Annotated in this window: 16 protein-coding genes; 9 read left to right on the forward strand and 7 right to left on the reverse strand. The window is 72.3% G+C overall.

The annotated features are described in order from the left end of the window. Positions 1 to 90 precede the first annotated feature (90 nt). From cmk to der, 3 genes are all read left to right on the forward strand, one after another. Positions 91 to 786, forward strand: coding sequence for a (d)CMP kinase (gene cmk / locus ACIP6U_RS39095; RefSeq protein ID WP_401727474.1), 696 nt, complete (start codon positions 91 to 93; stop codon positions 784 to 786). Further along, positions 744 to 1,436: a lysophospholipid acyltransferase family protein gene (locus tag ACIP6U_RS39100; RefSeq protein WP_401727475.1), complete on the forward strand. Its 693-nt coding sequence runs from the start codon at positions 744 to 746 to the stop codon at positions 1,434 to 1,436. Before cmk ends, ACIP6U_RS39100 begins: the two co-directional genes overlap by 43 nt. Positions 1,437 to 1,512: 76 nt before the next feature. After that, positions 1,513 to 2,988: a ribosome biogenesis GTPase Der gene (gene der / locus ACIP6U_RS39105; RefSeq protein WP_401727476.1), complete on the forward strand. Its 1,476-nt coding sequence runs from the start codon at positions 1,513 to 1,515 to the stop codon at positions 2,986 to 2,988. Positions 2,989 to 3,063: 75 nt separating this feature from the next. Here der and ACIP6U_RS39110 read toward each other — a convergent pair whose 3' ends face one another. Both ACIP6U_RS39110 and ACIP6U_RS39115 read right to left on the reverse strand, forming a co-directional pair. Further along, positions 3,064 to 3,459: a hypothetical protein gene (locus tag ACIP6U_RS39110; protein ID WP_401727477.1), complete on the reverse strand. Its 396-nt coding sequence runs from the start codon at positions 3,457 to 3,459 to the stop codon at positions 3,064 to 3,066. Positions 3,460 to 3,525: 66 nt separating this feature from the next. Then, positions 3,526 to 4,308 (reverse strand): hypothetical protein, encoded by a 783-nt coding sequence (locus ACIP6U_RS39115; protein ID WP_401727478.1) that lies wholly within the window; start codon positions 4,306 to 4,308, stop codon positions 3,526 to 3,528. 509 nt (positions 4,309 to 4,817) lie between these two features. Between ACIP6U_RS39115 and ACIP6U_RS39120 the strand changes: the two genes are divergently transcribed. Continuing rightward, entirely contained in the window at positions 4,818 to 5,483 is a 666-nt protein-coding gene (locus ACIP6U_RS39120) for a transglycosylase family protein (protein ID WP_401727479.1), read from the forward strand. Between the two features lie 56 nt (positions 5,484 to 5,539). On the opposite strand, the gene ACIP6U_RS39125 is transcribed toward ACIP6U_RS39120, so the two are convergent. Genes ACIP6U_RS39125 through ACIP6U_RS39135 form a run of 3 tightly spaced genes read right to left on the reverse strand, consistent with a single transcriptional unit; the run spans position 5,540 to position 9,437 of the window. After that, positions 5,540 to 6,256, reverse strand: coding sequence for an ATP-binding cassette domain-containing protein (locus ACIP6U_RS39125; RefSeq protein ID WP_401727480.1), 717 nt, complete (start codon positions 6,254 to 6,256; stop codon positions 5,540 to 5,542). After that, positions 6,253 to 8,961 carry an ATP-binding cassette domain-containing protein gene (locus tag ACIP6U_RS39130; protein ID WP_401727481.1) on the reverse strand — a complete coding sequence of 903 codons (2,709 nt, stop codon included), beginning with the start codon at positions 8,959 to 8,961 and terminating at the stop codon, positions 6,253 to 6,255. The genes ACIP6U_RS39125 and ACIP6U_RS39130 overlap by 4 nt, the downstream gene beginning before the upstream one ends. Beyond that, entirely contained in the window at positions 8,961 to 9,437 is a 477-nt protein-coding gene (locus ACIP6U_RS39135; protein WP_401727483.1) for a hypothetical protein, read from the reverse strand. The genes ACIP6U_RS39130 and ACIP6U_RS39135 overlap by 1 nt, the downstream gene beginning before the upstream one ends. Before the next feature lie 123 nt (positions 9,438 to 9,560). Between ACIP6U_RS39135 and ACIP6U_RS39140 the strand changes: the two genes are divergently transcribed. From ACIP6U_RS39140 to ACIP6U_RS39155, 4 genes are all read left to right on the forward strand, one after another. After that, positions 9,561 to 10,106 carry a hypothetical protein gene (locus ACIP6U_RS39140; protein WP_401727484.1) on the forward strand — a complete coding sequence of 182 codons (546 nt, stop codon included), beginning with the start codon at positions 9,561 to 9,563 and terminating at the stop codon, positions 10,104 to 10,106. After that, entirely contained in the window at positions 10,075 to 11,379 is a 1,305-nt protein-coding gene (locus tag ACIP6U_RS39145; RefSeq protein ID WP_401727485.1) for an ABC transporter substrate-binding protein, read from the forward strand. The genes ACIP6U_RS39140 and ACIP6U_RS39145 overlap by 32 nt, the downstream gene beginning before the upstream one ends. Positions 11,380 to 11,393: 14 nt before the next feature. Then, positions 11,394 to 12,359, forward strand: a complete 966-nt coding sequence (locus ACIP6U_RS39150; protein WP_401727486.1) for a helix-turn-helix transcriptional regulator — start codon at positions 11,394 to 11,396, stop codon at positions 12,357 to 12,359. A gap of 362 nt (positions 12,360 to 12,721) precedes the next feature. Continuing rightward, positions 12,722 to 12,937 carry an I78 family peptidase inhibitor gene (locus ACIP6U_RS39155; protein WP_124002505.1) on the forward strand — a complete coding sequence of 72 codons (216 nt, stop codon included), beginning with the start codon at positions 12,722 to 12,724 and terminating at the stop codon, positions 12,935 to 12,937. 150 nt (positions 12,938 to 13,087) lie between these two features. On the opposite strand, the gene ACIP6U_RS39160 is transcribed toward ACIP6U_RS39155, so the two are convergent. Both ACIP6U_RS39160 and ACIP6U_RS39165 read right to left on the reverse strand, forming a co-directional pair. Further along, a complete protein-coding gene (locus ACIP6U_RS39160) occupies positions 13,088 to 14,116 on the reverse strand; it encodes a phosphatase PAP2 family protein (protein ID WP_401727487.1) in 1,029 nt (342 codons plus the stop codon). A 237-nt stretch (positions 14,117 to 14,353) separates the two neighbouring features. Beyond that, positions 14,354 to 15,652 (reverse strand): hypothetical protein, encoded by a 1,299-nt coding sequence (locus ACIP6U_RS39165; protein WP_401727488.1) that lies wholly within the window; start codon positions 15,650 to 15,652, stop codon positions 14,354 to 14,356. A 260-nt stretch (positions 15,653 to 15,912) separates the two neighbouring features. Between ACIP6U_RS39165 and ACIP6U_RS39170 the strand changes: the two genes are divergently transcribed. Further along, positions 15,913 to 17,520: an MFS transporter gene (locus tag ACIP6U_RS39170; RefSeq protein ID WP_401727489.1), complete on the forward strand. Its 1,608-nt coding sequence runs from the start codon at positions 15,913 to 15,915 to the stop codon at positions 17,518 to 17,520. Positions 17,521 to 17,632: the final 112 nt, after the last annotated feature.

Consider the following 17,632-nt stretch of genomic DNA (forward strand, 5'->3'; position numbering starts at 1 on the left):
AGAGGGGACCCGGGAAGCCAGTAACCTTGTGCGGGGCACTTTCGTGCTCCGCACACCACTCACCGCACCGCACCAGGAAGGTGTCCCCCTGTGGAAAACGGCGCCGCCCCGACCGCCCAGGCCGTGATTGTCGCCATCGACGGCCCCGCCGGCACGGGCAAGTCGAGCACGTCGAAGGCCGTCGCCGCGCAGCTCGGCCTGAGCTACCTGGACACCGGCGCCCAGTACCGGGCGATCACCTGGTGGATGGTGACCAACGGGATCGACATCGACGACCCGTCGGCTATCGCCGCCGTGACCGGCAAGCCCGAGATCGTCTCGGGCACCGACCCGGCGGAGCCGACGATCACGGTCGACGGCGTCGACGTGGCCGGGCCGATCCGCACCCAGGAGGTCTCCTCCAAGGTCAGCGCGGTCAGCGCGGTGCCCGAGGTGCGGGCCAGGATCACCGAGCTGCAGCGGGCCGTGGCGGCGGGCGCGGAGCGGGGCATCGTCGTCGAGGGCCGGGACATCGGGACGACCGTGCTGCCCGACGCCGACGTGAAGGTCTTCCTCACCGCCTCCCCGGAGGCGCGCGCCGCCCGGCGCAGCGGCGAGCTCAAGGGCGCCGACGTCAACGCCACCCGTGAGGCCCTGATCAAGCGGGACGCGGCGGACTCCAGCCGGAAGACCTCGCCGCTCGCCAAGGCGGACGACGCGGTCGAGGTGGACACCACCGAGCTCACGCTGGCGCAGGTCATCGAGTGTGTCGTCACCCTCGTCGAGGAGAAGCGGGCCGGGAAGTGACCAGGCCCGCAGCCGCCTCCGAGTGGGGAGCCGAGGTCGGCCGGCGCATCGGCGTCGGCCTGATGTACGGGCTGTTCAAGCCGCGCGTGCTCGGCGCCTGGAAGGTGCCCGCGACCGGCCCGGTGATCTTCGCCGTCAACCACTCGCACAACATCGACGGCCCGATGGTCATGGGCGTGGCACCCCGGCCGACGCACTTCCTGATCAAGCAGGAGGCGTTCATCGGCCCGCTCGACCCGTTCCTGACGGGCATCGGGCAGCTCAAGGTGGACCGTACGACCGCCGACCGCACCGCGATCACCCGGGCGCTGGACGTCCTGGCGGCCGGCGGGGTGCTCGGCATCTTCCCGGAGGGCAGCCGGGGCGAGGGCGACTTCGCCTCCCTGCGCGCCGGGCTCGCCTACTTCGCGGTGCGCGGCGACGCCCCGATCGTGCCCATCGCGGTGCTGGGAAGTTCGGAGCGGTCCGGACGGTTGATAAAGGGGCTGCCTCCGCTGCGCAGCCGTATCGACGTCGTCTTCGGCGACCCCTTCGAGGCGGGCGACGGCAGCGGACGACGTACCCGCCGGGCGCTGGACGAGGCGACCGAGCGCATCCAGAAGCAGCTCACCACGCACCTGGAAAACGCCAGGCGGCTGACCGGCCGCTAGGCGACACTGAGTAGTGGATCAAACCGGCGAAACCGGTCGGTCCACCGATCACCACGATGAACGAGGTACGGACTTCATGAACGACCACATCCCCTCCGACGGCCCGGGCGAGGAGCACGAGCACGGAGCCCTCGGCGAGGCCGAGTACGCGGAGTTCATGGAGCTCGCCGCCGTCGAGGGCTTCGACCCGGAGGACGTCGAGGGCGCGATCGAGGCGGCCGGACACGGCCCGCTCCCGGTCCTCGCCGTCGTCGGCCGCCCGAACGTCGGCAAGTCGACGCTCGTCAACCGCATCATCGGCCGCCGCGAGGCCGTCGTGGAGGACAAGCCCGGTGTCACCCGTGACCGGGTGACGTACGAGGCCGAGTGGTCGGGGCGCCGCTTCAAGGTCGTCGACACCGGCGGCTGGGAGCAGGACGTCCTCGGCATCGACGCGTCCGTGGCCGCGCAGGCCGAGTACGCGATCGAGGCCGCCGACGCGGTCGTGTTCGTCGTCGACGCCAAGGTCGGCGCGACCGACACCGACGAGGCGGTCGTACGACTGCTGCGCAAGGCCGGCAAGCCCGTCGTGCTGGCCGCCAACAAGGTCGACGGCCTCAGCGGCGAGTCCGACGCGGCCTACCTCTGGTCCCTGGGCCTCGGCGAGCCGCACCCCGTCTCCGCGCTGCACGGGCGCGGCACCGGCGACATGCTGGACGCCGTCCTGGAGGCGCTGCCGGAGGCGCCCGAGCAGACCTTCGGCGTCGCCGTCGGCGGTCCCCGCCGGATCGCCCTGATCGGCCGCCCGAACGTCGGCAAGTCCTCGCTGCTGAACAAGGTGGCGGGCGAGGAGCGCGTCGTCGTCAACGAGATCGCGGGCACCACCCGCGACCCGGTCGACGAGCTGATCGAACTCGGCGGTATCACCTGGAAGTTCGTGGACACCGCGGGCATCCGCAAGCGCGTCCACCTCCAGCAGGGCGCCGACTACTACGCCTCGCTGCGCACCGCGGCCGCCGTCGAGAAGGCCGAGGTCGCGGTCATCCTGATCGACGCCTCCGAGTCCATCTCGATCCAGGACCAGCGCATCGTCACCATGGCCGTGGACTCGGGGCGCGCGATCGTCCTCGCCTTCAACAAGTGGGACACCCTCGACGAGGAGCGGCGCTACTACCTGGAGCGCGAGATCGAGACCGAGCTCGGCCAGGTCGCCTGGGCGCCCCGGGTGAACGTCTCGGCGCGCACCGGCCGGCACATGGAGAAGCTGGTCCCGGGCATCGAGGCCGCGCTGGCCGGCTGGGAGACCCGCGTCCCGACGGGCCGGCTGAACGCCTTCCTCGGTGAGCTGGTCGCCGCTCACCCGCACCCGGTCCGCGGCGGCAAGCAGCCCCGCATCCTCTTCGGCACCCAGGCCGGCACCAAGCCCCCGCGGTTCGTGTTCTTCGCCTCGGGCTTCATCGAGGCGGGCTACCGGCGCTTCATCGAGCGCCGTCTGCGTGAGGAGTTCGGCTTCGACGGCACGCCGATCCACATCTCGGTGCGGGTGCGCGAGAAGCGCGGCAAGAAGAAGTAGCCCCACGGCCGGGCAGGCTCACGGCAACGGAAAGGGCGACCCCGATCGGGGTCGCCCTTTCCGTTGCCGCCGAACTCAGTGACCCGGTGGCAGCGCCGCGGGCACGTGGTGCATCCGCGTGCCCTGCTGCCCGATCTGCCCCACGCGCTGCCACTGCGACTGCTGCCGGGCGCTGTAGGCCCCCGCGCTGTAGGCGCTGTAGGAGCTGCTGAACGACCCCGGCCGGTGCCCGCCGTACGTACCCGTGCCGCCGTACGCACCCGTACTGTGCGGGATGTTCCCGAAGGCGGTGAAGCCCAGCTCCTCCTCGCCGCTGCGGTCGCCCGGCAGCGTGCGGAAGGACTTGACGTACTCGGCATAGAGCGCGTCGTAGATCGGCGTGGCCGATGGGCCGCTCAGGTAGTCCTGGGCCGACCGCGCGGACGGGATCGGCTGATAGGACTGGCGGCGTGGAACGTCGTATGCGTACACGTATGTCCAAACGACACCGACTGGTCAGGGATGCGGTTGCGCGGTCGGCCTTTTAGGGGCGGGACCTCACGTTCCCGCGAGCGGCATGGCCACCGCGACCAACTTGCCGTTCGCCGCGGCCTTGTCGATCGCGTCCCGCAGCAGGTCCTCCCGGGGCTGGCGGCCGATCGAGCCGACCGGCGCGGCGAACATCAGTACCTGCTGGTGCTTGTTCGCGGCGGCCCGCCAGCTCTCCGTCACCTGAAGCGGCTGGTGCGCCTGCCACCAGGCGACCGGCTGCCCGCCGTTGGCGTTGGGCTGGAGCACCGCGTGCAGCTGGCCCACGGCGAGCAGCACCGACCAGCCGTGCAGCACCGGCGGCACCTCGGTCAGCTCCGTGAGCGGCATGAAGCCCTGCTCGATGAGGAGCGGCAGGAAGTCGTCGCCGGAACCGGTCGTGCCGGGGCGCGCGATGGGCGCGGTCGGCTCGACGACCAGGGCGGGGTGCAACTCCCCGGCGATCAGGACGAGTCCGCTGGTGATGCCGAGCACGGCCTGCTCGGGCACGATCTTCTCCGGCTCCAGGTCCACCGTGTCCCCGGAGATGGACTTCACGGCGCCGCGGAGCTGCTCCTCGGTGACCTGGACGACCTGCGAGGGCAGACAGGTGGAGTGGGCGAAGGCGAGGACGGCGGTCTCGTCGCCGAGGAACAGGACGGTGCTGGTGCGCTCCTGTTCGGAGTCGCCCGGGGTGCGGCAGGACGTGCAGTCGTAGCTGCCGGGGGCGTTCTCTCCGGCGAGCAGCCGGTCGGCTTCTTCGTCGCCGATCTCGGCGCGTACCTCGTCGCTGACGTCGAGCATGCGCGGCACGGGTGGCTCCCTCAGGATGTGGTGCCCGGTGGGTCCCGGGCTCATGAAGAAGACAACGGAGGATCTGTGGCGGGAGTCACGCCCCAGGGCGAACGGAATCGACCCATCCAGCGCGGAGGGTCACCGCACGTGCGGAATCGGGCACTCATCGTCAATTCCTTGGAAATCAAAGGAAGTTGGTTGGGTGAACTGAGTCACAGGACGTCCGGGTCACTGGTCGACAAATCATGAAATCGGCGAATGAAGTGGGTGTCCGAAAATAGCCGATACCCGCGGTAACGGCGAACTGGCCTGGAATGACAAGGAGTTGGTTGATACCAACCGGCCCGGCTCCCTAGATTCCTCGGCCGTGTGCACAGAGCACCGCTCGGGTACGTCCGCCGACCGCACCAAGCCAGCAGAATCCAGCACCAGCCCCGAGGCGGACGGGGTGGAACGCGCCAACCGCGCCCCAGTGCACGGCACGCGTCCCGCCTTGGGGGACCTCGGGTTTGTGGAGAGGGATTCACATGTCCGAATGTGTTGATACCAACCGTCCGACCCGCAAGCGCACGACGGCGGTCCTCGCCGGGGCGGCTCTGCTCGCCCCGCTCGGACTGCTCGCAGCGACCGGCAACGCCGTGGCGGCGGACGGGGGAGTGTGGGACCGCATCGCCCAGTGCGAGAGCGGCGGCAACTGGCACATCAACACCGGCAACGGCTACTTCGGCGGGCTCCAGTTCTCCGCCGGCACCTGGCGCGCGTACGGCGGCACGGCGTACGCGCCGACCGCCGACAAGGCCTCCAGGGAGCAGCAGATCGCCGTCGCCACCAAGGTCCAGCGCGCCCAGGGCTGGGGCGCCTGGCCGACCTGCTCGACCCGGGCCGGAGCGTACGGCGGCGCACCCGCCGCGGGTTCACCGGCCACCAAGTCGACGCCGAAGTCGACACCCAGGTCCACCTCCGGCTCCACCACCGAGTCCACCGCGGCGAAGCCGTCGAAGAAGCCGGCCCGTTCGTCGAGCCACCCGGCCCGCGGCACCTCGCGCGGTGACTACACCGTCCGCCAGGGCGACACGCTGAGCAAGATCGCCGCCCGGCACGGCACCACCTGGCAGCGGCTGTACGCGACCAACAAGGCCGTCATCGGGGCCGATCCCGATCTGATCGTGCCCGGCCAGCGCCTCACGTTCTGAACGATCCGACCCGGTCTCAGATCGCGCGTCTCGTATCAGGTGTCAGGTGTCAGGTATCAGGTATCAGGGGGTCCTGCCCGGTCGGCCGACCGGGCAGGACCCCTCGCCCGTCGCTCCAGTTCGCCCGCCTCGCCGCTGAACACGACCGTGCCGCGCCGCAGTTCGTGCACGAAGACGGTCGCGCGGTCCTGGAGCCCGGGCGGCAGCCGCTGTTCGGCGACGACCACGCACGCGTCCAGCGCGGCCAGCAGGTCGTACGTGCGGGCCGCGACCGTCGGTGACATGCCCTGCGCGGGTTCGTCGACGAGCACCACGCGTGCGCGTGCCAGCAGGGCGCGGGAGAGGGCGAGCATGCGCTGCTCACCGCCCGAGAGCGTGCCGGCACGGCGCCGGAGCAGGGGGCGCAGCTGCGGATAGGCGTCGAGGGCGGGGGCGTGGTCGCTCGCGGTCAGCTCCAGGTTCTCGCGCACGGTGAGCGAGCCGAACACGGCCTGCCGCTCCGGGACCAGGCACAGCCCGCGGCGGGCCCGCTCGAACGCCGGCAGCCGTGTCACGTCGACGCCGTCCCACACCACCGCCCCGCCGGACAACGGCACGGTCCCGGCCAGCGCGCGCAGCACGGTCGTACGGCCGGAGCCGTTGCGGCCCAGCAGGACGGTGAGTCCGGGGCCGGGCGCGGCGAGGGTGATGCCGTGCAGGGCCTCCAGGGGGCCGTAGCGCACGCGTGCGTGGCGCAGCGAGACGGCGGTGGCGGCTGCGCGGGAGCCGGTCATACGCCGGCCTCACGGATGCCGGGCGTGCCAAGTGTCTCCAGGACGTGGTCGGCGGGGCCCGAGGCGACGATGCGGCCTGCCGCCATCACGTGGACGACGTCGGCCAGGTCGGCGACGAGATCGAGGTCGTGCTCGACCACGAGGAGGGCGGTGCCGTCGGCGGCCAGTGCCTTCAGCACCCGGGCCATGGCGGCGACTTCGGCGTCGTCGAGGCCGGCCGCGGGCTCGTCGAGCAACAGCACGCGCGGGCTGCCGGCGAGGGCCCGGGCCAGTTCGACGCGGCGCAGGGTGCCGGTGGGCAGTCCGGCGGCGGGAAGGGCCCGTACCGGCCCGTCGAGCCCGAACAGGCGCAGGGCCCGCTCCACGGCGTCCGGATCGGCGAGGCGACCCTGCTCGGCGCCCACGCGGACGTTCTCGGCGACGGTCAACGACGGGAAGACGGCGAGCTGTTGGAACGTCCGGGCGATACCGAGCCGGGTCCGGGCGTGCGCCGCGAGCCGCGTGATGTCCAGCCCCCCGAAACGCACCTCCCCGCGCGTGGGCCGCACAGTCCCGGCCAGACAGTGGAACAGGGTGCTCTTCCCGGCCCCGTTGGGCCCGACCACCGCGGTGACCTGACCGGGCCGCACATCGAGATCGACACCGTCGAGCGCGGTGAAGCCGCCGTAACGGGCGTGCAGGGCGCGGGCGGAGAGGGTGGGGGCGGAGAGGACGGGGGAGCGCGTGGAGACGGCGGGAGTCGAGATGGACGCGGTGGGCAGGGTGGGCACGATCCGGGAGTCGGGGGTCGTGAGCGTGGCCGAGGCGGCGGTGCCGGGGGCCGGGGTGCGCGAGTCGTCCGCCTGCGGCCCCACCGACCGCACCCTCGCCCGTACCCGCACTCCCATCGCGGTCAGCGTCGCCTCCCGCCGCGGCCGCAGGCGCCCCGCAGCCGTCCGCAGGGCCTCGTAGGGTCCCCCCGGGAAGCGGCCGACCAGGACCGCCAGTACGCCGATCAGGGCCGCCGCCACGCCACCCCGGGCGCCCGCGTCCAGGCCGACCAGGAGAGCCGCGGCGGCCAGGGCGCCCAGGGTGCTGTCCGCGCCCAGGACCACGACCGCGGCGAACCAGAGGAGGCCGCGTACGGGGTCGTAGGCGCCGGGGTCGAAGGCGCGCAGGCCCATGCCGAGCATGCCGCCGCCGAGCGCGGCCAGGGCGGCGCCGGAGACGAACGCGAGGAGTTTGAGGGACGGGACGCTTACGCCCGCCGCCGACGCGCCCGACTCGTGGTCCCGCATGGCCGCGAGGGCCCGGCCGGTACGGCCCCTGCGCAACGCGCGCGTGGCCAGCAGGGCGGCCGCCAGCAGGGCCAACTCCAGGACGTAGTACGCGCGGTCCCCGTCGAAGCCCGCCGGGCGGTCCAGGGAGAGTCCGGACGTGGCGTACGGCTGCGCGAACACGAACCGGCTCACGCCGACGCCCACCGCGAACGTCGCGAGCGCCAGCGCGAGGCCCTGGCGGCTGATCGCGGGCCAGCCGGTCAGCAGGCCCAACGGGGCGACCAGGACGACCGCCAGCGCGAGCGCGGCCAGTTCGGGCAGACGGGGCAGGCCGGGGAAGCGGCCGGCCGCCAGCAGGGCCGTGAACAGGGCGCCCAGGCCCGCGTACGCCGCCTGCCCCAGGGAGAGTTGGCCGCCGCGGCCGGTGACGACCACCAGGGAGAGCAGCACCACGCCCAGCGCCGGCACCTGGACGGACGTATGCAGATCCGAGCCCGCGAAGCCGAGCGGGAGGAGGAAGAGCACCGCCGCCACGATCCACGCGCCCGGCGGGGTGGACACGCGCGCGGTGGCCGTGCGGGGGAGGGCGTCGCGGGTGCCGATGCGGGGCAGCACCAGGGCTGCCACCAGCAGGGCGACGACGAAGAGGTTCGCGCCGACCGCCTGGAGCAGCTGCTCGCTCCAGCCGGAGGGATGCAGCCGCGTCAACTGGCTCTGCGCCACGCCGATTCCGAGGGCCACCACGACGGCGACCGCCAGGCTCCGCATCCGCGCGGCCACCGCCACCGCCACGACCTCCATGACGAGCAGCGGCAGTCCGTACGGGTCGAGGCGGACGTACGGCGCCAGCAGGACGCCCGTCAGGCCCGCCGTGAACGCCCCGAACGCCCAGCCCGCCGCGGCCACCCGGTCCGCGTCGATCCCGCCGAGCACCGCGAGCCGCCGGTCGTCCACCACGGCCCGCAGCTCCCGCCCGAAGCGCGTCCAGCGGATGACCGTACCGACTCCGGCGGCCAGCACCACGACGACGGCCAACTGCCCCCACGGGTCCGCCGAGACCAGCTCCGGAGCGTCGTCCCGCGCACCCTGGCCCCACACCAGCGCCGCCCCGCCGACCAGCAGCACGAAGACCCCGATCGAGGCGACCAGCGTCTGCGCGGGGTCGCCGCCCAGGATCGCCAGCGGGCGGAAGACGAACCGTTCCAGCACCACCCCGAGCGCCGGCGCCAGCACCACCAGCGTCACCGTCGCGCCCCACCACAGCGGCCAGCCCCACTCGACCACGCACTGCCGCAGCACGTACGCGCACACCATGGCGATCGCCCCGTGCGCGAAGTTGAGCACCCCGGTCGCGCGGTACGTCACGATCAGGCCGATCCCGGTGAGCGCGGCGGCGCTGCCGACCGAGAGTCCGGCCAGCGTGAGGTCGTACGTCAGTGACGACATCAGTCGGTCTCTTCGGCGGGCTCGCAGATGGGGCAGGGCCCCAGCTCGCCGCTCGCCAGGAGCTTGGCGTCCACCGGGACCGCCTCCGCCTTCCCGGCCACCAGCGGACAGTCCGCGCGGTGGAAGAGCGTGCCGCCCGGCACCATCAGCAGATCCCCGCTGACTGCGAGCGGCGCCGTGACCACCGGCCCGGACTCGTCGGCGTCGGCGGGACCGGCGGCGACCAGGAGGCCGTGGAGCTCGTCCACGCGCGCGGCGGCGGCCGTCGTGCGGCCGTGGGTGAGCAGCACCGCCGCGGCCACGAGCAGGGCCGCGCCGGGAATCGTGCAGGACGCGAGATAGGGCAGCTGCCGCTCGGCGTAGCGCTCGCCGGAGATGCCGTACCAGCCGATCACGCACAGCACCGCGCCCGCGGCGAGCGCGGCCCAGCCGGCCCACAGGACGGGATGCACACTCCGCAGTCGGGCTGTCCGCATTTCTGGCTCCCACACGTCATGAGTCTGTCCATGTCAGCCAATGGCTTGCACTATGCCTTCTGTCAGCTGACCCTGAAAGCACCGGGCGCGCCTTGCCCGGACCGACACCCGGTGGTGAGCCAGATGGTTCTCGGGAGCGACCTCAGGCGGGGGAACGGTCGTTGGAGGGCGGGTGCGGTCGCCCTGGCCCTGGCGCTCGCTCCGGTTCTGGCGGCGTGCAGCGACGACAGCGGCGGCGGGAGCGCCAGCGCACCGCCCACTCCGTCCGTCGAGCGGACCACGAGCGCACCGGCGACGGCCCCCGCGGATCCGGCGGCGGCCACGGCGGAGGTCAAGGCCAACTGGGAGAAGTTCTTCGACCCGAAGTTCTCCACGAAGGACAAACAGGCCGTCCTCGAGAACGGCGACGAGATGGGACCGGTCCTGCGGGCCTTCAACGGCGACGAACGCGGCGGACAGGTGCAGGCGGAGGTCACCAAGGTCGAGTTCACCAAGGCGGACGAGGCGACCGTGACGTACAACCTGACCCTCAACGGCGCCACCGCCCTGCCGAAGGCCTCCGGGACCTCGGTCGAGCAGGACGGCACCTGGAAGGTGTCCGTCAACACGCTGTGCGCGCTGGTGGCGTTGAGCGGCGATGCCTCGCAGTCGCCCGCGGCGGGCTGCTGAGGCGGCGGCTGCCGCGGCGCTGCTCCTGCTGGGCACGGCGTGCGGCAGCCGGCTGCCGGAGAGCGACTTCGGGTCCGGCACGCGTACGCCCGGGCCCGCGCGCACCGACACCGCGCCGATCCGGGTCGGCATCATCACCAGCGCCACCAGCCCGGTCGGCGGCGACACCTTCACCGGCCCGCGCGACGGCGCCAAGGCCTGGTTCGACCGCCTCAACGCGCGCGGGGGCATCGACGGCCGTCCCGTCGAGGTGCGGGTGTGCGACGACGGCGGCAGCGGGGTCGGCAACAACACCTGCGTGCACCGGCTGATCGACGAGGACAAGGTGGTCGCCCTGGTCGCCACCACCGCGCTGGACTACGCCGGTGCCTCCCGCGTCTCCCACGCGCGCGTGCCCGACATCGGCGGCCAGCCCATCGGCGCCGCCTACGACACCTGGCCGCACCTCTACGGCATCTACGGCAGCCTCGCGCCCCGGAACGGCACCCCGGGCTGGGGCGGGAAGCTGTACGGCGGCACGGAGGTCTACCGGTACTTCAAGCGCGAGAAGGGCGCCCGCACGGCCGCCGTCGTGTCGTACAACCAGGCCGCGTCCGCCTCCTACGCGCGCCTGGTCGAGCAGGGGCTGCGGGCCGAGGGCTACAAGGTCGTCACCGAGCAGGTGGACTTCGCGCTGCCCAACTTCCGCGCCGCCGCGGCCGATCTGAAGCAGCAGGGCGCCGACCTGGTCTTCGACGCCATCGACACGCACGGCAACGCGCAGCTGTGCGAGGCCATGGACGCGGTCGGCGCGCAGGTCATCGCCAAGGTCACCAACGTGCAGAACTGGACGTCCACGGTCGACGACGACTACAAGGACGCGCCGCGCTGCCGCAACGCGCTGTGGGCGACCGGGTCCAGCCGTGACTTCGAGGACACCGGGAACGCGGCGGTGCGGGAGTTCCGGGACGCCACCAAGGGCCTGAAGACGCACTCCCAGTGGCAGGTGGAGGGCTGGGCCGCCGGGATGTGGTTCACGGACGCGGCGACGTCCTGCGCGAGGACGAAGACCGGCGTCACGCGCGCGTGCGTCGACGGCTTCATGAACCGGAGCGAGCACTACACCGCAGGCGGTCTCCTGGTTCCCGTCTCCTTCGAGCGGCTCGCCGAACCGCCCAGGACGCGCAGGACGTGTCTGTCGGTGGCCCGTTGGCAGGACGGCGAGGGGTGGGTGGCGCAGGGGGACATGAACAGCACTTGTTTCGAGGTGCCGCAACTGCCGTACAGCCCTTGATAGAGACTTCGACCATGTTGGAGACCTCGGCACGACTCCTGCGCCTCCTCTCGCTCCTCCAGGCCCACCGCGAGTGGTCCGGCGCCGACCTGGCCGACCGGCTCGGTGTCACCCCGCGCACCGTGCGCCGGGACGTCGACCGGCTGCGTGAGCTGGGCTACCCCGTCAACGCCAGCCCGGGCACCGGCGGTGGCTACCAGCTGGGCGCGGGCGCCGAGTTGCCGCCGCTGCTCCTGGACGACGACGAGGCGGTCGCGGTCGCCGTCGGCCTGCGCACGGCCGCCGGGCAGGGCATCGAGGGCATCGGCGAGACGTCCGTACGGGCGCTCGCCAAGCTGGAGCAGGTCCTGCCGACCCGGCTGCGCCGCCGCGTCGGCGCCCTGAACGCGTTCACCGTGCCGATGCTCCGCGGCCCCCGGCCCTCCGCCGTGGACCCGGCCGTCCTGACGGAGATCGCCCACCTCTGCCGGGACTCCGAACGCCTGCGCTTCGAGTACCGCAGCCACGACGGCGCCCCCACCCGCCGCACCGTCGAACCGCACCGCCTGGTGTGCACCGAGCACCGCTGGTACCTGGTCGCCTGGGACCTCGACCGCGCGGACTGGCGTACGTTCCGCGTCGACCGCATCACCCCGAAGCCGCCGCACGGCCCGCGCTTCGCCCCGCGCACCCCGCCTGCCGAGGACCTCGCCGCGTACGTCTCGAAGGGCGTCTCCACACGCGCGTACGCCACGCACGCCGTCGTCCGGCTGCTGGTGCCGTTGGCGGAGGCGGCGGAGCGCATCTCGCCCTCGTCCGGGCAGCTGGAGGCGGACGGGCCCGACGCCTGCATCCTGCGTACCGGGGCCGCGAGCCTGGACGTGATGGTCATTCACGTGATGCTGACGGGCTTCGAGTTCGAGGTGCTGGAGCCGGTCGAGCTCACCGAGGCGATCAGGACGGCCCGTGACCGGCTGACCCGTTCGCTGGCCCGGTCCTGAGCCGGTCGGACACCGTGCGGCGGTGCGGCGATTGTGTGCCGGAGCCGTGTATTTCCTATGCGCCGTCAGCTCCCGCCGGACCGCGCGGAATCGACCGGGAATCGGCTCCGGACGGTGTCCGCGGGGCGGTCGCGAGGGGTTCTCGCGGCGCTTTCCGACGGACTATAAGAAGAGCCCTCACGGCCCTCGGGAATTACGTTCGATTACCGGTGGAAGGCGTACCGAACCGCTCGTCCGGATGGCGGAGTTCGGACGAAACGAGTGTCGTGATCCTGTGACAGAAGCGTGACCGGAGGCGGATACGGGACCCGTGGCCGCGGCCTCGGCTTCCCTGCCCGCCCGGCAGGGCCTAGCGTGGCGGCATGGCACCGATTCCGACTCCTCCAGCGGAGCCCCAGGACAGTCCGGACGGATACGTCGGCCTCGCCGCGACGGACGCCGAACGGCGTGCGCGCGAGCGGGGGTGGTCCACGGTGCGCTCGCTGCCACCGGGGGCGATCATCACCATGGAGTACCGCGTGGGCCGGCTGAACTTCGAGGTCAGGAACGGCAGCGTGGCCCGCGCCTGGAAGGGCTGACGGGCACAAGGGCCGACAGGCGCACGGATATACGGACACGGCGAAGGCCCCGGTTCCTGGACAGGAACCGGGGCCTTCGCCGTGCGGGGATGGTGGTGCGTACCGACCCCGCAGTCCGTGTCGCCGGTCGTGTCGCCGACCGGATGCCGGTCAGCCGCCCGTCGCCGGGCGGGCCGAAGTCGGGGTCGGGGTGCCGCGCGGCACCCGGTCCGCGTGCGGTGGGCGGCGGCTGCCGATCGGGGTGACCGGTGTGCGCTCCGCGCGCGTGGTGTGCGGGCCCGGGGCCAGATAGACGGGCGCGCGGGCGGCGCGGGAGACCGAGGCCGGCTCGTGCGCCGCGGCCTCGTCCGATGCCGTCGAGTGCGGCTTGACCAGCACGGGTGCCCCCACGGGGAGGGCCGGTGCGGGTACCCCGGCGGGAGCGCGGGCACGCCAGCGGTCGCGCAGGTCGAAGATCGCGGTCTCGGCGCGGGTGATCAGCGGCTCGCACCAGGGCAGGGCGAGCAGGACCAGCAGACCGGCGGCCCAGCCGAGAAGGACGTCGCTCAGCCAGTGCGTACCGAGGTAGACGGTGGCCATGCCGACGCCGAGCGAGGTGACCGCGGAGACGGCCGACAGCCAGCGGCGGGTCCTCGGGCTGGAGGCCAGATAGGCCAGGATTCCCCAGGTGACCACGGCGTTCGCGGTGTGACCGCTCGGAAATATATCGCCGCCCAGACCCATCTCGTTCGAGCCGATCGTGGTCGCGTAGTGCGGCCCGAGGCGGCCCATGCCGAGCTTGGCGGCGCCGACGGTGATGTTCAGCAGCAGCAGCGAGGCGCCCAGGGTGAGCATGGGGCGCAGCGTGTGCTGCCGCCAGGAGCGCCAGCCCAGCCAGGCCGCGACCATCACGGCGGTCGGGCCGCGCTGGCCGAGCACCACGTAGTAGTCGACGAACCAGTGGATGCCCTGCCACTGCTGGTACGGGCGGAAGAACATGACCTGCCAGTCGAGGCGGACCAGCCACGAGGTGGTCACCACGGCCCACACGATCGCCAGATAGAAGGCCAGGGTGCCGGTGAGGAGGGCGACCCTGTGCCTGCTCATCTTCGGCACATCGATGTGGGCCGGGCGTTCCGGCTCTCGGTCGAGCCTGGCGAACACCCGGTCCAGACGGGTGAGGGTTCGTTCGGTACGCACCCAATCGACGTTACAGCGAGTGAGCTCAGTTCCCGGGCGAATCAGCGGCTTTGTGATGACGATGTGATGTGGGATTCCTCTCAAGGGCGGGTTTATTTCCGAGGAATCCGCAATGTTGGATGACCGGTTCCTTCAATTCCTTTGATCATTCCAGGGTTCGGTTAAAAGGGACTTATGAATTCGTTCACCTGGAGATGGTGTTGATTTGGCCTGGCTCTCACCGGCCGTCGCGGCCGATCACGGTGGTCCCGAGCCGTTCAGCCACAACGCTCCGTACACGGCCGAGGCCGCCGCGATGCCGCCCAGTACCAGCGCCGACCTGCGCGTTCGCAGCCGGGCCAGGGCCAGGGCGAGGGGCAGCAGCAGGGGGAAGGCGGGCATCAGCAGGCGCGGTTTCGAGCCGAAGTAGCTCGACGCGCACAGGGCGAGCACGGTGACGACACCCGCGTACACCAGCAGGGGGAGCGGTTGACGCTGCCGCACACAGGTGACGTACAGCCACCCCACAAGGGCGACTCCGACGATCAGCCCCACGCCGGCGAGCGCTCCCGGGACCGAGGTGAACTTGTCGGCGACGAAGCGGGCGAAGGCGTAACCGCCGTCGAATCCGTTGCGCCAGCCCGCCTGGACGTCGAGATAGCCGAGGGGGCCTTTGCCGGTGCGGTGGCCGACCCACAGGACGTAACCGGCGGCGCCCAGAGGCGCGAGGAGCATGGCGAGGGCGCGTCGCCAGGCGGGTGCGCCGGGGTGGGTACGGCTGTCCCCGGCGGAGAGGGCGCATGCCGCGTCTCGCACGCCGTGCGCGGCGGACGTGCTTCGCTCCCGCCCGAAAGGGTGCCGTGCCCGCGTGGAGGACGTCGAGGACATGGAGAACGTGGAGGCCGTGAAGGACGTGGAGGACATGAAGGAGACGACTCCCGCCGTCCACACCGCCGCGACCACCGCGAGCCCCACCGGGCGGGTCAGGCCGGACAGCAGCGCCAGCGTGCCCGCGGTGAGCCAGCGGCCGGTCAGGACCGCGTACAGCGACCAGGCGGCCAGCGCGGTGAACAGCGACTCGCTGTACGCCATCGACTGCACGATCCCGACCGGCAGTACGGCCCACACCAGGACCGCGCACACGCCGGCCCGAGGGCCGTACACGTGGTCGGTGACCGCGAAGATCCCCCAGGCCGCGGCCAGCGAGGCGAGCAGCGCGACGACGAAGCCGGCATCCGCGTACGACAGCGGGGACACCGCGGCGACCGCCCTTTCCAGCCAGGGCAGCAGCGGGAAGAAGGCCAGGTTCGAGTGGACGTCGCCGTTCGGCAGGCGCACCTCGTAGCCGTAGCCCCCCTCGGCGACCCGGACGTACCACAGCGCGTCCCAGCGGGCCGTCAGCAGCGTGTACGCGCTCTTGCCGCGCGCGGCGCTCCACAGGGCCAGCACGAGCAGGCCCAGGGCGCGTACGGCCGCGTACCCGAGGAGGGCCGGGGCCGCGCGGCGCAGGGCGGCCCCGGGGCCGGCGCTCGTCGCGCGCGTTTCAAGATCGGTCACGGGCTCGATTATCGACGGCCCCGGAACCGGGGAGCCCGGCGCGGCGTGGACGAAAGGAGGGGGAGTGGCGTACGCCACACGGGTTAGGTGCCAAGTCTGAGAGGTCCGCCACGTGACCGTGGCGCGAACTCGCGTACGCTGACGTGTCACTCGCCTTCGTTGCGCGGGTCGGAGACCACCGCTCCTCTCCGACCGAGATCACGGGGAGTCCCCACCCTGTGTGCCCGCCGAACGCGAGGGAACATCTGGGAGGTACGTGCATGTCCGGGACGACCACGGCCGCCGCTGCGCTGCGCCGTCGGGCGGCCGGGGCCGGTGCAAACCGCTGGGTCGTCCTCGTCGTCCTCTGTGTGAGCCTGCTGCTGGTCGCGGTCGACGCGACCGTGCTGCACGTGGCGGTTCCCGCGGTCACCGAGGATCTGAAGCCCGGCGCGATAGAGCTGCTCTGGATCGTCGACGTCTACCCCCTCGTCTGCGCCTCGCTGCTGATCCTCTTCGGCACGCTCGGCGACCGGGTCGGCCGCAGACGGATCCTGCTGCTCGGGTACGGCCTGTTCGGCATCGCCTCCGGCCTCGCGGCGCTCGCGCACGACGCGCAGGTGCTGATCTTGGCGCGGGCGCTGCTCGGTGTCGGCGGGGCGATGATCATGCCGGCCACGCTGTCGATCCTGCGCCAGGTCTTTCCCGACCGGCGGGAGCGGGCGCTGGCGATCGGCATCTGGAGCGCGGTCGCGGCGGTGGGTGCGGCGGTCGGCCCGCTCCTCGGCGGCTTCCTCCTCGAACACTTCTGGTGGGGTTCGGTCTTCCTCGTCAACATCCCGCTGATGCTGGTCAGCCTGCCGGTGGGCCGGCTGCTGCTGCCCGAGTCGCGGGGCGCGGGCGACGGGCCGTGGGACGTGGTCGGCGCGTTGATGGCCGCGGCCGGGCTGTTCGGCGTGGTCTTCGGTGTGAAGCGGCTGGGTGGCGGGGAGCCGGTGGACAGCGTGTTCACGGTGGCGCCGCTGGTCCTGGGCGCGGTGCTGCTGGTTCTTTTCGTACGACGGCAACGGCGGCGTACGCATCCGCTGGTGGACCTCGGGATGTTCTCGCGGCCGGCGTTCAGTACGTCGGTGGGCTGCATCGTGCTGGCGATGCTGGCGCTGGTGGGACTTGAGCTGATCGCGGCGCAGTATCTCCAACTGGTGCTGGGGCTTTCGCCGTTGGAGACCGGTCTACGACTGCTGCCGCTGACGTTCGCCGCGATGGCGGCGGGGCTGGCGGGGGCGCGGATGCTACGGCGGTTCGGGCCGCGTCGGATGGTGTGTGTCGGGTTCCTCGCGACCGCCGGGGCGGTGCTGCTGCTGACCGCGATGGGCCGCGCCGACAACACGGGGTTGTTGCTGGTCGGGTTCCTGTTGCTGGGGTTCGGTCTGGAGACGACGCTCTTCGGGGCGTACGAGTCGATGCTGAGCGAGGCGCCGCCGTCGCAGGCGGGCGGGGCCGCGGCGGTGGGGGAGACGTCGTACCAGCTCGGTGCGGGGATCGGTATCGCCCTGCTGGGCAGCGTCATGAACGCGGCGTACGCCCCCGGGCTGTCCGCCGTTCCCGGTGTGCCGGCGTCGGCGTCCAAGGCGGCGGGGCATTCGCTGGGCGAGGCGTACGACGTGGCTGCGCGGCTCGGGGGCGTGCGGGGCGCTGCGCTGCGTCGGGCGGCGCAGGACTCTTTCGTGCACGGTCTGCATGTCACGTTGCTCGTGAGCGCGGGTCTTTTGCTGCTGGGGGCGGTGATGGCGCTGCGGTTGCCGCGGGTGATGCAGTGCGCGGAGCCGGGCCTGAAGGTGGAGCTCCCCGCCCCGAGGGACGTAGCGGAGTCCCGCGTCTCCGCCTGACCAGCCTTCGCCCACCCGCCCACCCGTGCGGGCTTGTTGAGCGGTGGACGTCGCCTGTGGGGGTTCCGGTCTGGTGGCGGCTTGGGGGTGGGTGGTGAGTTCGGGGCGCGGG

The sequence above is a fragment of the Streptomyces sp. NPDC088794 genome (assembly GCF_044750545.1).
Classification (GTDB): Bacteria; Actinomycetota; Actinomycetes; order Streptomycetales; family Streptomycetaceae; genus Streptomyces.